Genomic DNA, 12805 nt, shown 5'->3' with positions numbered 1-12805 from the left:
CAATGGGCGTAGTCGAAAATGCGTGAACGAATCCAAGGAGCTGTGAAATGGACTGGCGGAGTAAGGCTGCCTGCTTGAGTGTTGACCCAGAACTGTTTTTTCCGATCGGAAATACAGGTCCGGCAATTGCTCAGGCCGCGGAAGCCAAAGCCGTGTGCCACAGCTGCTCAGTCGAAGCGATCTGTCTGCAGTGGGCAATCGAAAATAACCAGGATTCTGGTGTATGGGGTGGATTGAGCGAAGAAGAACGTCGTTCGCTCAAGCGTCGTGCAGCACGTGCACGTCGTGCATCCTAATTTAAACGTTCAGCGTGTGGGGGTGACTCTTGGGAGCCACCCCCACACGCTTTTAACGCCTCTTACCTACTAGGCACACATCCGTTCGGAATCAGACCTCATCCAGGTGGATCTTCAAGGTGACAACCGTTCCACCTTCGGGGCGCAACGACCAGTCAATCGAACCATTCAGGTCACCACGCACCATCTGCTTGACAATCTGAGTTCCCAGACCACTCATCGGAGTTCCCGGTTCAAAGCCGACGCCGTCATCAGCGACCTTGACCGTCATCGTTTCACCCTCACGTTGAACGGACACGACAATCGTTCCATCACGTTCTGCCAGACCGTGTTCAACAGAGTTTGCGACCAGCTCATTCAAAACGGTTGCCAGAGCTTGAGCTTGCTCAGCGGCAATAACCCCAAAGGAACCGTCGGTAATAACTTCCACGCTTCGATCAGTAACAGCGACCGCACCCGCAAGACGCAGAACCGAGCGCGCGACCTCGTCAAAGTCAACGGTTTCATCGACGTTCTGAGACAGGGCCGCGTGAACCGTTGCGATTGCCTGAACTCGACGTTCTGCCTCCGCGAGTGCATCCTTGACATCCTGGCGTTCCGAGCGACGCGATTGCAGTCGAAGCAGAGCCGAAACGGTCTGCAGATTGTTCTTCACGCGGTGGTGGATCTCGCGGATCGTCGCATCTTTCGTCATCAGTTCCTGTTCACGACGTCGAACTTCAGAAATGTCACGCGTCAGAATGACGGCTCCAAGACGCGTACGGCCTTCCGTGAGGGGCAGAGCGCGCATCGTAATGGTAGAAGCGTGGCTTGAGATTTCGGTTCGCCACGAGGCGCGTCCCATAACGACAACCGCCATGGATTCTTCGATCATGGATTCGTCGGCGATCACGTTGGTGATCTCTTGGGCGAGGATCTTGCCTCGCACTGCGTTGCGGATACCGAGGCGTCGCAAACATGAGGTGGCGTTCGGCGTTGTTTCGAGGACCTTGCCGTCGGGGTCGATCAGGATGACACCATCGAGGACACGCGGGACGCCACGAGCAGTCACTGCAGGGGTCGTGTCATAGGGGTATTCACCGCGCGAGATCATCTGGCAGAGCTTGTCTGAGACCTGGGCTGTCCACGAGTCAAAGCCTAGGGAGAATCGCGGTGAAGACAGGTTGGATTCGCGGGTGACAACTGCGATGACGCGCCCGTCGTGAAGGACAGGAATGCAGGTTTCCATCATCGAGTAGGTGCCTGCCCAGCGTGCAGCTGGGGATTTAACGACTTGTCCGGTTGCGATCGCGCGACGGAATTCGACTTCACGTGCTGCTGGTAGGTGGAGGCCGATGATGTCATCGATGTGAACGGTTGTTGATGTTGCCGGTCGAGAGTGGGCAACTGCGATGAAACGTTCATCGTCGGTGGGAAGCCAGAGAACGAGGTCTGCTGCGCTCAAGTCTGCAAGGACTTGCCAGTCTGCGAGGAGCAGGTGGAGCCACTCAATGTCCTTCTCGGTCAGGGCATCGCTCGACGCTATCTCTGCCAGTTGTGTCAGGCTTCTCATAGGATTGATAGTAGCCGTTGGAAAACGTGAAGAGATGAGTGCCTATGGAGTTTTCAAAGTCGTTGACGTATCCGGTGCCTCTTGCCAACTTTCAAGCAATGAGCGTTGACCCCGATTTTGTCCGTGGGCGTTTCGCGCATTTTTGTCCGGATCTTCAGGTTGAAAACTTCGCCTCGGGCGTTCGGGCTCACGGCAGTGTTGATTCTGGTGTTCTGCCAGCTCAAGTGCGTCAGATGATTCGCGGAGAGTTGCGCCTTGCGTTCAGTGAAGAGTTTGTTCACGAGGCCACGCTCACTGCCACGACGCAGATGTCATTTGAGGGAGCGCCCGTCAGAGTCACTATGACCTCGCTTTTTTCTGGGTCGAGTAAAACGCTTCGCCAGGTTGAAGGTGAAGTGAAAGTGGCAATTCCCTTCTTTGGCGCTCGCATTGAAAGTGAAGTGTTGAAGCACGTCGATGAGATTCTCGATGAAGAGCTGAAACTCGCTTCCGGCTGGCATCAGCGTGGAAGTAGCGAAAGCTGACCGGCCTCGTCAACTGGGAAGGTAAAACGCGACGAAAGCGGATTTATTCCACTTTCTTCTCGTGATATCTTCATCGTCTTCTCAACGCGCACGGATGCGAATAATCGGTGAGAATAATGGCATGAGTGAAACACAAGAAACCCCTGTTCTCTCCCCCGCCCTCTACTTGCAGCGTGAAGGCGTCCGCCAGTACTCGGCGACCAATCCTCGTGGCGCCCAAGTTCTGATTGGTGATGGCCCCGGCCGTTTCTCCCCCGGTGAACTTCTGAAGATTGCAGTCGCAGGCTGTAACGCAATGTCGTCCGACAAGCGTCTGACCGATCGCCTCGGCGAAGACTTTGAACAGGTCGTGGCCGTCTCCGCACAGTACCTCGAAAGCGAAGACCGCTTCACCCACTTCGATGTGGAACTGATCCAGGACCTCTCGAGCGTGGACGAGGAAGAGCGCCAGAAGATGATTCGTCGCGCATCGGGCGCCATCGAGCGTAACTGCACCATCGGCCACACCGTGACCAAGGGTGCCACCTATGAAAAGACCTTCACGAACGAATCCGTTTCAGAGGACTGACATGTCTTTGCGTCACCGGGCAGTCGATGTGTGGCAGCGCGCGCTTGAGGTACCCTATGCGTCGACTGCCCGCAGTGCGCAAAAACTGCGCGATACTCACCCGGGAGCAACCCCCGGCGAGCTGATTGAGATTGCCAACCAGCGTTTCAAGGCGCGCGTGAAACGTGAATCTGGGGTTGCCGGGGCTTTCTCAGCGTGGCCCGGAATTGGCACTGCGCTCAGCCTTGGTGCCTCCGGTCTGCAATTCGGCACGTTCCTGACTGAAGCCGCACACCACTGCATGGTCGTCGCGCACCTGTACGGGATTGACGTGAAGGATCCCGCGAAGCGTAACGCGCTGGTATTGGCTGCAATTACGGGGCAAGAAGGGGCTGAAGCAATCACGACAACCGTCGGTATTCAGGCGGCATCGTGGTTCGCGTCCTCCTTTGTGGACATTCGTTCCCAGGCGGCAACCCAGTTCAATCAGATGATGCTTAAGTGGGCGAAGCGCAAGCTTGCAAAACGCGCGGCACTGTCTTCTGTCGGACGTTTAGTCCCCTTCGGAATCGGTGCGGTCGTCGGCTGGAATGCCGGCGCAGCATTGGCGAATAAGACGATCGAGGGGCTGGCGATTGCGCTGGGAACGCCTCCCGCTGATTTCTCGCACACTCGCATTATTGGTGTTTCGTTGAATGGCGACGCACAAAAGTCTGATGCTTTCGCTCACCTGGCACTGCCACTGGATGATAAGGCAAGCGTCCTCGACTGACTTCACCGTTATTTTTGGCTGATCTACCCATGGCGTTGTCGCCTATGCGACAGTACGCCGCGTTAATGAGGACAATCAGCTGGCCTACGCACTTTCCGTTGCACGCCAAAAGACAGACAATAGGAAGCAACAAGATACGTTGACGACCTTTAAGGAGACAACTGACTGTGACTATTGATCGTCAGTATGAGGATCTGCTTGCGCGGATTATGGAAGAGGGAACTGTCAAAGGGGATCGCACCGGTACAGGCACGCGTTCCCTGTTTGGTGGCCAGCTTCGCTACGACCTGTCCAAAGGATTCCCGCTAATCACGACGAAGCGCGTTCATCTGAAGTCGGTTGTCGGTGAGCTTCTCTGGTTCCTTTCCGGTGATTCGAACGTGCGCTGGCTTCAGGAAAACGGCATCCGTATTTGGAACGAATGGGCTGATGAGAACGGCGATCTTGGCCCGGTCTACGGAGTGCAGTGGCGCAAGTGGGGCACCGCTCAGGGCGAGACGATCGATCAGATTTCCTCAGTTCTTGAAACGTTGAAGACGAACCCCGATTCCAGGCGCATGATCGTGTCCGCATGGAACGTGGGCGAACTAGAGAAGATGGCGTTGGAACCCTGCCACGCATTCTTCCAGCTCTACGTTGCCGATGCTCGCCTGTCCCTGCACCTCTACCAGCGCAGCGCCGACATGTTCCTCGGTGTGCCATTCAATATCGCGTCCTATTCGCTTCTCACCCATATGTTTGCTCAGCAGGCAGGCCTTGAGGTTGGCGAATTCATCTGGACCGGCGGCGACTGCCACATCTACTCCAACCACGTGGAACAGGTGACTGAACAGCTGTCACGCACCCCCTACGAGTTCCCGACTTTGAAGCTGAATAAAGCTCCGTCAATGTTCGACTACACCTTCGATGACGTGGTCGTTGAAGGCTACGAACACCATCCGACGATTAAGGCTCCGGTGGCAGTATGACAACCATTGCTTCAATCTGGGCGCAGGACAAGAATGGCGTCCTTGGAACTGGAACGTCAATGGTGTGGCACGTGCCCGCAGACTTCGCACATTTCAAGGCTTCCACATTGGGATGCCCGATCATCATGGGACGTCGTTCCTTCGAGGCACTGGGCGCTCCCCTGCCGGGACGAACCAACATTGTGATTACGCGTTCACACCTGTACGAGGCCGACGGCATTGACTTGGTGTATTCCATCGAGGCTGCCTTAAAGCACGCGCAGGACAAGGCTGAAGCAGATGACGCTCCGTACGTTTGGATCACCGGTGGAGCCCACCTGTATGCCCAAACGATGGATCTGGTGGATGAACTGGTTGTCACCGACCTTGACCTTGATATTGAGGCCTCGAATCCTGATACTCCACTGGTTCATGCGCCAGCAATTGACCCGACCGTGTGGGCCGTTGACCCGCAACGCTCCGATTCTGAATGGAACGAAAAGTCTGGCGACGCCCGCTGGAAGGTCACGACCTACGTTCGACGCTAGAATCCGTGATCGCTACTTCCTCGGATTACACAGTCGAAGTAACGCGATCCTTTAACGACGGTGTGGCGCGATGGGTAATCCATCGCGCCACACGTGTGTCTCAACGATTATCGTGTGCCTCACCGTAGGCGTGGGGGTCAACGGGCCTTTTGTTCTTCTCCATCTTGGCAACCACCAGCAGATACGACGAAATAACCAGCTCACAAATATCTTCGACCTCCAGCACATGCGTGTCTTTCCCAGCGGGCGGATACACGGTGAGCCAATGCTTTTTATTCATGTGATAGCCGGGAGTCACGTTATCGAATTCTTCTACGAGCGCCTGAACCTCGTCAGGCTCGGCTTTCAGCGTCACCTGCTGAACGCCGGTGACTCGAGTCATCAACATAAAGACTCGATCAATGACTTTGTACACTTCCCAGTCTTCACCAAAAGGGAACGTCAAGCGTGATTGAGGCAGTTCAAGCGCAGTACTCTCCGCTTCATCGTGCAATTCGTCGGGCGTCATGGCGCTACCTCCCTCCCCCAAAGTATGGCACCCAATCGGGAATATGAAAGGCACGGCGTAGACTCGACCCGTGCCAGAACCAGAAGAAGAGATTGAAAACGCGGTGGCGGCCTCGTCAACTAAAGAAACCGGAACATCGTCGGTGCTTGCCCACCCGACACTGCGCGCGCTACTTGCGATCGCACTATTTACGTACACGGCGCAGAACATGATCAACGTGTCGATCGCGCCTCTGGCGAGGGCAATGAGTATTCCCGAATGGATCGTCGGCGCCGCGGTGTCGCTGGCAGCGGTTGCGGTCGCGATGCTCAGCCAGTTCTGGGGGCGTCGCTCGATCGCGTGGGGACGCAGGCGAGTTCTGCTGACTGCCCTCTTCCTCGCATTCATTGCGGGCACGTTGTTCTCCGGCGTTGTCGCTCTGCGCGCAGCCGGTATCGCCGGCACGGTTCTGACCGCCTCGATCATTCTGCTGGCACGAGGCCCCTTCTTCGGCTCCGCAGTCGCAGCTATTCCACCGACCGGACAAGCTCTCATTGCTGAGAACACTCCTGACGAAGCGTCACGTGTGCGTGGTATGTCAGCGTTCTCTGGAGCGATCAACCTGTCGATCATGATCGGCTCCCTGATTTCATCGGCGCTTGGCATGTGGTGGATTTACGCGCCCGTGCACGCCACCCCCTGGTTTATCGCGATCGCGCTGATTATCGCGCTTGTCGCAGTGCCAAAGGATGCGCCCACCCCCAAGGACCCGGACGAAGAGACCCCGGAATCCGTGGCGCTTCCCCCTCGCGTGAAGTGGAATGACTCGCGCATCCTGCCGTGGATTACCGGTATCTTCGGTATTTTCTTTGCCAGTGGCGTCGTTCAGATCACGATGGGCTTCATTGTTCAGGACCGCCTGCATCTTGACCCCGCGCACGCGGTCTCCGTGACGGCATTGATGCTACTGGCGAATGCTACCGGCGCGATGCTCATGCAGCTCCTCGTCGTCCCACGCCTGTCTCTTCCGCCGGTTATTCTGCTACGCACCGGCATGACCTTGGGCTTTATCGCGCTAGCGACACTGACATTTGCCTCCCACGGACCGACCATCGCAGTCGCCACCTTCGTGCTCGGTGCGTCCAGCGGTCTGGCAAGCCCCGGCTTTAGCGCGGGTGGCTCGCTGGCGGTCAGTGACGAGGAACAGGGTGGCGTTGCTGGCATCATCAACGCCACCGGCGCTGTCACCTGGATTTTTGCTCCGATGAGTGCAACTGCACTCTACGGATGGCACCCGATTGTTCCTTTCGTCCTAGCCCTGGCTCTCGTCGCACTTTCTGTCAGTTTTGCGTGGTTCCACCCGCGTCTTCGAGTAGCACAAACCCGTTAGATTCGCCTAACCTGAAACGGTACGTTTCTTCGAAGGAGAACAACCCACATGACAACAACGCGCACTGAATCTGACTCAATGGGCACCGTCGAGGTCGCCACCGACCGCTACTGGGGCGCCCAGACCGAGCGTTCCCTGCACAACTTCGACATCGGCCGTAATACCTTCGTGTGGGGCCGTCCCATGGTCCATGCTCTGGGTGTCCTGAAGAAGTCTGCTGCACTGGCCAATGCTGAGCTCGGCGAACTCCCCCAGGAGATCGCTGACCTGATCGCCAAGGCCGGCGACGAAGTCATCGAAGGCAAGCTCGACGATCACTTCCCGCTGGTTGTTTTCCAGACCGGTTCTGGCACGCAATCGAACATGAACTCCAACGAGGTCATCTCCAACCGCGCTATCGAACTTGCCGGTGGCGAGATGGGCACCAAGACTCCCGTTCACCCGAACGATCACGTGAACCGTGGGCAATCCTCGAACGACACCTTCCCCACCGCCATGCACATCGCAGTCGTCTGCGAATTGCAAGCCATGTACCCGCGCGTCATGCAGCTGCGCGACACCCTGGCCAAGAAGGCTGAAGACTTCAAGGACATCGTGATGGTCGGTCGCACCCACCTACAGGACGCCACCCCGATCACCCTTGGTCAGGTCATTTCCGGTTGGGTTGCTCAGATCGATTTCGCCCTCGACGGCATCCGCTACGCAGATTCACGTGCACGCGAGCTCGCCATCGGTGGCACCGCGGTCGGCACCGGCCTGAATGCCCACCCGGCATTCGGCAAGCTCTGCGCCACGAAGATTTCCGAGGAAACCGGCATTGAGTTCAAGCAGGCAGACAACCTATTCGCAGCCCTTGGCGCACACGACGCACTGGTCCTGGTCTCCGGCGCCCTGCGTGTCCTGGCTGATGCCCTGATGAAGATCGCCAACGATGTCCGCTGGTACGCTTCCGGCCCGCGTAACGGCATCGGTGAGCTAATCATTCCCGAGAACGAGCCCGGTTCGTCCATCATGCCCGGCAAGGTCAACCCGACCCAGTGTGAAGCCATGACCATGGTCGCCGTCCAGGTCTTCGGCAATGACGCAACCGTCGGTTTCGCCGGCTCGCAGGGCAACTTCCAGCTGAACGTTTTTAAGCCGGTCATGGCATGGAACGTCCTGGAGTCCATCCGCCTGCTCGGCGATGCGTGCGTTTCCTTCGACACGAACTGCGCATACGGCATCGAACCGAATGTCGAGAAGATCCAGCACAACTTGGACATCAACCTCATGCAGGTGACAGCCCTCAACCGCCACATCGGCTACGACAAGGCGTCGAAGATTGCGAAGAATGCTCACCACAAGGGCCTGTCGCTACGCGAGTCCGCCTTGGAGCTCGGCTTTGTCACCGACGCTGAGTTCGATGCCTGGGTTGTTCCGGTTGACATGACGCACCCGAGCGCCGCCGACGAATGAGCCTGACGCTGATGTCAGACTCTGACCTACTCGGCCAGACGTCGACACCAGCGACGTTCAGCCAGTTGGGTGTAGTTCTCGTTTCTGATTGACGAGGCCGCAACCACGGTCGCGAAGGGTCGGTGGGATTTGATTCCCACCGGCCCTTTCGGTCTCTATTGAACAGTTGCTATAGCTCCGTTGCTATAGCTTCGGCAGATTCTTATAGACAGCTTCTTATAGATATCCTGGCGATGACTCACGCGCACAATATGGAGCTCAAGCACTTCGTCCTCAAGTTTGCCAAGAATCTGATACGTTCCAACTCGCCAACGCCCTCCATTATTTGTTCCCTGAAGAGGCTTCCCATCACCAACGCTCTTTGGACTCTCACTACCATCGAGATTTGTTTGTACCCAAGAGAGAATCAGAAGAGGTTGTTTCTTCGGAATCTTGAGTAGCTCTTTCGTTGCGTTCTTTGTCCAAACAACGGTGTAGGTCATTCAGTCATCATGGCCAAATGCATGACCTCGTCCATCAAATACCGAGTAGCATCATCCAATGCAAGCGCTTCCTCGTATGCGTACACATCAGCCATCTCTTCAACGCGTTCAAGCGCTGAGTGACGGACGAAATCAGAGAAGCTCTGCCCATTGATCTTCGCGCACGCTTGGATCCACTCTTTTTTCAGCAAATCGAATCGCTGTTGACGCCATTGCCATACTTCTCCCCTCCGCACCCCATCGCAGTACGCAAGCTATATGCGCGCTAGAGTCTATTGGGCAGAACAGGACACACGTCATCAGTCCCTGACTCATAAAGAGAATCTCTAGCGAATACTTTCCAACAAATCGTCGTCTAAGACCTCATCAAGAAACGGGAACCAACTAAGCTGTTTACACGTAAACACTCGGGGAGGGGCTATGGCAACATCAGTCGTAGCGCTACGCATTCCGCAAGACCTTGCAGGTCGATATGACCGCCTTGCGTCGATGACAGGCAGAACGAAAACCTACTACCTCACTCAAGCTCTCGCAGAGTCGATTGATCGCCTTGAATACGAGTATAGCCTCATGCAAAAGATTGAAGATTGGCGTGCTGGCAGACTTCAAACTGTAAACCTCGATGAGCTGGAGGCTGACCTTGGCGTGGAAGGTTGAGATCGATAAAGACGCCCAACGCTATTTGGCGAAGCTGGATAAGCCAATAGCTCGACGCATCGTCGCTAAACTTCGACAGATTTCCAAGCTCGATGACCCTCGGATGCAGGGAAGGGACTGACTGGAAACCTAGCAGGACTTTGGCGTATCTCAACTCGGCAGTTAACCAAGTCAGATGTTTCGGCTATAGGGAAGCCGCGACAGCTTTGCGTATGAAGTCAGACCGGTTCTTATTCTGGTCGTCTATGACTTTGACCATGGATGCATGGAATTTAACCGGCACGGTCACCAGTGGATCGTCAGAAATAGCTGCCGGGCCGTGATGGATACGCTCTAAGTAGCCTGTCCATGACTCAGATTCAAACTCGGTGCATAGCTGATCAATATCTGCGTCAGTGATCATGGTGCCGTTATCTAGCGTGTAGGGGTTATCCCCGCATCGCGCAGGGGGTGTAGCGAAAACCATTGGTTTACCTGCTGAGTGGCTATGCATCTATGAGTGATTTGGTGAGCATGACGCGCACTAGCTCGCTAGTGCTCATGTTCTCCTTTTCTGCCATGGCTGTTAGCGCTCGTTTCATAGCGGCAGGAATCTTCACTGAAAGGGTCTCGCTACCCTCGCTGCTTAAGGCGCGGGGCGCACCATGAATTATCGCGCTGAGGGTCTTTTCTCCCGTAGGGAACTTTCCTTGCGCGTAGGAACTTTCCCAAGCATCTAACTGCGCATCGGTTACAGTCTGGCCGTTTAGTGCTACAAACTCGCTCATGATTACTCCCTTCCCATACCTAGTTCTTTCAAAAACGCTTTCGTGACAGGTGTCATCGCGTGGAACACGTGCCACCTACCCTGACTATCTTCAACCCCAACCATTTGCACTAGCCGACCATCTGGAAGCCAGCCCGCAACAATCCACCTGGGAGGATCAGAACCATCTCCACGCATGCGTGAGGCCACAGGAGCGCTCCAAGCGTACTTAATCTCAGACTCACTCAACCCATGCTTGAAAGCATGAGGCTCAACAACCACACCCATCACACAATAAATAATACGCTACGTCACACGCCCAGTAAACCAAGCCACTCGCCACCCAAACATGCCACCCCGCGTCCACACACTCACGCAACACCCGCGGCCACAGCCGGTAACCAAACCAAACCCGTGCGTGTCCCAAGGTAGGCCACGAACCAAGTCAACTATTTCGGTGACAGGGAAATCGCTTAGTTAGGCAAAGGCAAGGTGCTTTTCTTGATCTCGGCACTCGCTTAAGTACATATTGATGATTGTTTGATATGGAATACCGGTGCGTGCTGATTCTGCTTTGAAATAGTCCACCGTGTCACCGTCAATATTGATGGTGACACGACGGCGAACCTTACCAACGTAAGGGTTTGGCTGGCTGTGTGAAAAGTCCACTTCAGCAGGCATATCTAGAACATCTTTCACATCACTCATGACGATGCCTCCAATACTGCCGTGCTTCGCCGTTTTTGCTTAGCGGTATATCTCGCGTCTGTGGCCGATGGAGATAGCCAAGATAGAAAGCTTATCGTCTTTGATTTCGGCGATGAGTCGATAGTCGCCGATGCGATAGCGCCATAAGCCAGCGAGATTGCCTGTTAAGGCTTTGCCGTGAATACGCGGATTATCGGCTTCCATGAGGTTTTTAGTAATCCAGCCTTTGATGATTCGTTGGGTGTAGTGGTCGAGCTTTTTAAACTCTTTATCGAATGCTTTGGATGTTTCTAAACGCCAGCTCATAGCCCGCACTCGTCCCATAATTCTTCAATAGGGCGAGTTTTATATCCGTCTCGCGCCCACTCGTTCAGAGCTTCTTGGGCTATCTGTACGTCATATTCGTCCTCGATACGTTCAAACAGTGCTTGCTTGAATGCTTCACCTAAAGAAATCCCGTGCAAGTGCGAATAGCTTGTGGCTAGCTTGCGTTCTTTTTCGCTAAGTCTGATTGAAAAAGCCATGTTTACCGTCTCCTAACACCTTTTAGTACATTGTACTGCTTTTTGTGTTGTTTGTTAATGGTTAGCTGGACAAAGCCAGTCCTATTTCCTTGAAGTGATGGGGGTTAAAACCTGAGGCTGACGGAGGTAAAAATTGGGTGGCGTTCAAGATGTCTTGTTCTCCACGAAGAACGTAACCGAGGAGTGTCTAGCAACTCGTTTTCCTGAGGTGGCTACGCCTGAGTTCTACCGTGAGCTATTTCCGTCCGGATCACTCGCAAAACGAGGGGAGTATGTCGAGGGTAAGTACTGTGCGATAGCTGTTCGGGTAGGAGAAGATCGGGCGTATCGGTACGCGATTACTGATGATCTAGAGACGATTAACGATCTGATTCAGACTGACGATTTTTGCATCATGTCGCCGGCGACCTATACGGGTAAGACGCAAAAGCAATCCATGGCGCGGTGACTGTACAAAGCTGGTGAGAGTATCGCCGCAATCGGCCACATGCTTAACGTCTCGCGCTCAACAACCCACCGGACGCTAAACTAAAGCCAGATACGTAAAACAGGGAAAGGGGCGCGCACGATTGAAATGAAGCAGGCTTTCGATCCCATGGTCTACGACGCCCTCTTGGAACTGACTACCCGCATTGGTGGTCAATATGTCGAGTGGGAGCGTCAAGCTACGGCTTTGGAAGAACAAGAACATTGGAAACAAGCAGGAATTGCGTTGCGCGCCCAGGTTCGTGCTATCGACCCCGATGACGCTGTGACAATTGAGGCCAAGCGCTTAGAACTCCGTGAACTCTTCCAAACTCTGCCTGAAACGCCTCCCGCAGTCGCGCCACGCCTGTACGGCAAGGCGCATTAGACTGCATCAGATTTAATTAAGACTTCCCGTTTCTTCGAGGTTGAGGTAGAAGACCTCCTACCCACACAGGATGTAGACGGGTCGTGGCAGCCATCGCCAATCCAACTAGGAAAAGCAAAGCGCCCGACCCTTTCGGGTCAGGCGCTTGACGTGGTAGCGGGGGCCAGATTTGAACTGACGACCTCCGGGTTATGAGCCCGGCGAGCTACCGAACTGCTCCACCCCGCGTCGGTAGTTACTACCCTAGCGCGCTCGTGACAGAGCTTCAAACGGAGGGCGGTGAGCTTCGTCTCGTAGAAGCTCACCGCCCGGGTTTCG

General features: G+C 55.1%; 20 protein-coding genes and 1 tRNA gene. 11 read left to right on the top strand and 10 right to left on the bottom strand.

All coding sequences use genetic code 11. From position 1 onward, the window contains the following. Positions 1 to 47 precede the first annotated feature (47 nt). Positions 48 to 296, top strand: coding sequence for a WhiB family transcriptional regulator (locus PG731_RS04975; protein WP_101627902.1), 249 nt, complete (start codon positions 48 to 50; stop codon positions 294 to 296). Positions 297 to 387: 91 nt separating this feature from the next. On the opposite strand, the gene PG731_RS04970 is transcribed toward PG731_RS04975, so the two are convergent. Next, positions 388 to 1848: a sensor histidine kinase gene (locus PG731_RS04970; protein WP_270772538.1), complete on the bottom strand. Its 1461-nt coding sequence runs from the start codon at positions 1846 to 1848 to the stop codon at positions 388 to 390. A 44-nt stretch (positions 1849 to 1892) separates the two neighbouring features. Here PG731_RS04970 and PG731_RS04965 point away from each other — a divergent pair, with 44 nt between their 5' ends. The 5 genes from PG731_RS04965 (at position 1893) to PG731_RS04945 (ending at position 5186) form a co-directional block, all read left to right on the top strand. Continuing rightward, the gene (locus PG731_RS04965) at positions 1893 to 2372 is read left to right on the top strand and encodes a DUF2505 domain-containing protein (RefSeq protein WP_270772537.1); all 480 of its coding nucleotides are present in this window, start codon (positions 1893 to 1895) and stop codon (positions 2370 to 2372) included. A 121-nt stretch (positions 2373 to 2493) separates the two neighbouring features. After that, the gene (locus PG731_RS04960) at positions 2494 to 2940 is read left to right on the top strand and encodes an OsmC family protein (RefSeq protein ID WP_101627905.1); all 447 of its coding nucleotides are present in this window, start codon (positions 2494 to 2496) and stop codon (positions 2938 to 2940) included. A gap of 1 nt (position 2941) precedes the next feature. Beyond that, entirely contained in the window at positions 2942 to 3691 is a 750-nt protein-coding gene (locus PG731_RS04955) for a VPDSG-CTERM exosortase interaction domain protein (protein ID WP_270772535.1), read from the top strand. 209 nt (positions 3692 to 3900) lie between these two features. Beyond that, positions 3901 to 4659 (top strand): thymidylate synthase, encoded by a 759-nt coding sequence (locus tag PG731_RS04950; RefSeq protein WP_229038029.1) that lies wholly within the window; start codon positions 3901 to 3903, stop codon positions 4657 to 4659. Further along, complete coding sequence (locus PG731_RS04945) at positions 4656 to 5186, top strand: dihydrofolate reductase (RefSeq protein ID WP_270772533.1); 531 nt, start codon at positions 4656 to 4658, stop codon at positions 5184 to 5186. Before PG731_RS04950 ends, PG731_RS04945 begins: the two co-directional genes overlap by 4 nt. Before the next feature lie 100 nt (positions 5187 to 5286). On the opposite strand, the gene PG731_RS04940 is transcribed toward PG731_RS04945, so the two are convergent. Next, positions 5287 to 5694, bottom strand: coding sequence for an MmcQ/YjbR family DNA-binding protein (locus tag PG731_RS04940; RefSeq protein ID WP_270772532.1), 408 nt, complete (start codon positions 5692 to 5694; stop codon positions 5287 to 5289). 70 nt (positions 5695 to 5764) lie between these two features. On the opposite strand from PG731_RS04940, the gene PG731_RS04935 reads away from it, so the two are divergent. Then, complete coding sequence (locus PG731_RS04935) at positions 5765 to 7063, top strand: MFS transporter (protein WP_442952649.1); 1299 nt, start codon at positions 5765 to 5767, stop codon at positions 7061 to 7063. A gap of 48 nt (positions 7064 to 7111) precedes the next feature. Continuing rightward, positions 7112 to 8518, top strand: a complete 1407-nt coding sequence (gene fumC, locus PG731_RS04930) for a class II fumarate hydratase (RefSeq protein WP_101627910.1) — start codon at positions 7112 to 7114, stop codon at positions 8516 to 8518. A gap of 155 nt (positions 8519 to 8673) precedes the next feature. On the opposite strand, the gene PG731_RS04925 is transcribed toward fumC, so the two are convergent. Together PG731_RS04925 and PG731_RS04920 are read right to left on the bottom strand one after the other, a co-directional pair. Further along, on the bottom strand, positions 8674 to 9000 hold the full coding sequence (locus PG731_RS04925) for a type II toxin-antitoxin system RelE family toxin (RefSeq protein WP_270772528.1): 327 nt from the start codon (positions 8998 to 9000) through the stop codon (positions 8674 to 8676). Beyond that, on the bottom strand, positions 8997 to 9191 hold the full coding sequence (locus PG731_RS04920) for a DUF6290 family protein (RefSeq protein WP_270772527.1): 195 nt from the start codon (positions 9189 to 9191) through the stop codon (positions 8997 to 8999). Before PG731_RS04920 ends, PG731_RS04925 begins: the two co-directional genes overlap by 4 nt. Before the next feature lie 229 nt (positions 9192 to 9420). Here PG731_RS04920 and relB (PG731_RS04915) point away from each other — a divergent pair, with 229 nt between their 5' ends. Continuing rightward, the gene (gene relB, locus PG731_RS04915; RefSeq protein WP_270772526.1) at positions 9421 to 9657 is read left to right on the top strand and encodes a type II toxin-antitoxin system RelB family antitoxin; all 237 of its coding nucleotides are present in this window, start codon (positions 9421 to 9423) and stop codon (positions 9655 to 9657) included. A gap of 184 nt (positions 9658 to 9841) precedes the next feature. Here the strand turns inward: relB (PG731_RS04915) and PG731_RS04910 are convergent, their stop codons facing one another. The 5 genes from PG731_RS04910 to relB (PG731_RS04890) all read right to left on the bottom strand — a co-directional run bounded on the left by PG731_RS04910 (position 9842) and on the right by relB (PG731_RS04890) (position 11634). Continuing rightward, positions 9842 to 10123: a pilus assembly protein HicB gene (locus tag PG731_RS04910; protein ID WP_270772523.1), complete on the bottom strand. Its 282-nt coding sequence runs from the start codon at positions 10121 to 10123 to the stop codon at positions 9842 to 9844. A 19-nt stretch (positions 10124 to 10142) separates the two neighbouring features. Then, positions 10143 to 10424, bottom strand: coding sequence for a CopG family transcriptional regulator (locus PG731_RS04905; protein WP_270772521.1), 282 nt, complete (start codon positions 10422 to 10424; stop codon positions 10143 to 10145). A 455-nt stretch (positions 10425 to 10879) separates the two neighbouring features. After that, positions 10880 to 11110, bottom strand: coding sequence for a BrnA antitoxin family protein (locus tag PG731_RS04900; protein ID WP_270772519.1), 231 nt, complete (start codon positions 11108 to 11110; stop codon positions 10880 to 10882). Positions 11111 to 11149: 39 nt separating this feature from the next. Next, complete coding sequence (locus tag PG731_RS04895; RefSeq protein WP_101627916.1) at positions 11150 to 11416, bottom strand: type II toxin-antitoxin system RelE family toxin; 267 nt, start codon at positions 11414 to 11416, stop codon at positions 11150 to 11152. Next, on the bottom strand, positions 11413 to 11634 hold the full coding sequence (gene relB, locus PG731_RS04890; RefSeq protein WP_101627917.1) for a type II toxin-antitoxin system RelB family antitoxin: 222 nt from the start codon (positions 11632 to 11634) through the stop codon (positions 11413 to 11415). The genes PG731_RS04895 and relB (PG731_RS04890) overlap by 4 nt, the downstream gene beginning before the upstream one ends. Positions 11635 to 11767: 133 nt before the next feature. Here relB (PG731_RS04890) and PG731_RS04885 point away from each other — a divergent pair, with 133 nt between their 5' ends. Both PG731_RS04885 and PG731_RS04880 read left to right on the top strand, forming a co-directional pair. Beyond that, the gene (locus PG731_RS04885; protein WP_270772516.1) at positions 11768 to 12082 is read left to right on the top strand and encodes a hypothetical protein; all 315 of its coding nucleotides are present in this window, start codon (positions 11768 to 11770) and stop codon (positions 12080 to 12082) included. A gap of 126 nt (positions 12083 to 12208) precedes the next feature. Further along, positions 12209 to 12487, top strand: coding sequence for a hypothetical protein (locus tag PG731_RS04880; RefSeq protein WP_270772515.1), 279 nt, complete (start codon positions 12209 to 12211; stop codon positions 12485 to 12487). Positions 12488 to 12638: 151 nt separating this feature from the next. Here PG731_RS04880 and PG731_RS04875 read toward each other — a convergent pair. After that, a tRNA-Met gene (locus PG731_RS04875) sits at positions 12639 to 12715 on the bottom strand. Positions 12716 to 12805: the final 90 nt, after the last annotated feature.

The sequence above is a fragment of the Pauljensenia sp. OF14-1SRA genome (assembly GCF_027694595.1).
Classification (GTDB): domain Bacteria; phylum Actinomycetota; class Actinomycetes; order Actinomycetales; family Actinomycetaceae; genus Pauljensenia; species Pauljensenia turicensis_B.
Note: the sequence above shows the minus strand (reverse complement) of the source record. Positions and strands in the feature narration are given on the sequence as shown.

Excerpts from the sequence above, each read along its gene's own strand:
- PG731_RS04975 (WP_101627902.1), top strand. The coding sequence starts at position 48 with ATGGACTGGCGGAGTAAGGCTGCCTGCTTGAGTGTTGACCCAGAACTG.
- PG731_RS04970 (WP_270772538.1), bottom strand. The coding sequence starts at position 1,848 with ATGAGAAGCCTGACACAACTGGCAGAGATAGCGTCGAGCGATGCCCTG.
- PG731_RS04965 (WP_270772537.1), top strand. The coding sequence starts at position 1,893 with ATGGAGTTTTCAAAGTCGTTGACGTATCCGGTGCCTCTTGCCAACTTT.
- PG731_RS04960 (WP_101627905.1), top strand. The coding sequence starts at position 2,494 with ATGAGTGAAACACAAGAAACCCCTGTTCTCTCCCCCGCCCTCTACTTG.
- PG731_RS04955 (WP_270772535.1), top strand. The coding sequence starts at position 2,942 with ATGTCTTTGCGTCACCGGGCAGTCGATGTGTGGCAGCGCGCGCTTGAG.
- PG731_RS04950 (WP_229038029.1), top strand. The coding sequence starts at position 3,901 with ATGGAAGAGGGAACTGTCAAAGGGGATCGCACCGGTACAGGCACGCGT.
- PG731_RS04945 (WP_270772533.1), top strand. The coding sequence starts at position 4,656 with ATGACAACCATTGCTTCAATCTGGGCGCAGGACAAGAATGGCGTCCTT.
- PG731_RS04940 (WP_270772532.1), bottom strand. The coding sequence starts at position 5,694 with ATGACGCCCGACGAATTGCACGATGAAGCGGAGAGTACTGCGCTTGAA.
- fumC (WP_101627910.1), top strand. The coding sequence starts at position 7,112 with ATGACAACAACGCGCACTGAATCTGACTCAATGGGCACCGTCGAGGTC.
- PG731_RS04925 (WP_270772528.1), bottom strand. The coding sequence starts at position 9,000 with ATGACCTACACCGTTGTTTGGACAAAGAACGCAACGAAAGAGCTACTC.
- relB (WP_270772526.1), top strand. The coding sequence starts at position 9,421 with ATGGCAACATCAGTCGTAGCGCTACGCATTCCGCAAGACCTTGCAGGT.
- PG731_RS04910 (WP_270772523.1), bottom strand. The coding sequence starts at position 10,123 with ATGGTTTTCGCTACACCCCCTGCGCGATGCGGGGATAACCCCTACACG.
- PG731_RS04905 (WP_270772521.1), bottom strand. The coding sequence starts at position 10,424 with ATGAGCGAGTTTGTAGCACTAAACGGCCAGACTGTAACCGATGCGCAG.
- PG731_RS04900 (WP_270772519.1), bottom strand. The coding sequence starts at position 11,110 with ATGAGTGATGTGAAAGATGTTCTAGATATGCCTGCTGAAGTGGACTTT.
- PG731_RS04895 (WP_101627916.1), bottom strand. The coding sequence starts at position 11,416 with ATGAGCTGGCGTTTAGAAACATCCAAAGCATTCGATAAAGAGTTTAAA.
- relB (WP_101627917.1), bottom strand. The coding sequence starts at position 11,634 with ATGGCTTTTTCAATCAGACTTAGCGAAAAAGAACGCAAGCTAGCCACA.
- PG731_RS04880 (WP_270772515.1), top strand. The coding sequence starts at position 12,209 with ATGAAGCAGGCTTTCGATCCCATGGTCTACGACGCCCTCTTGGAACTG.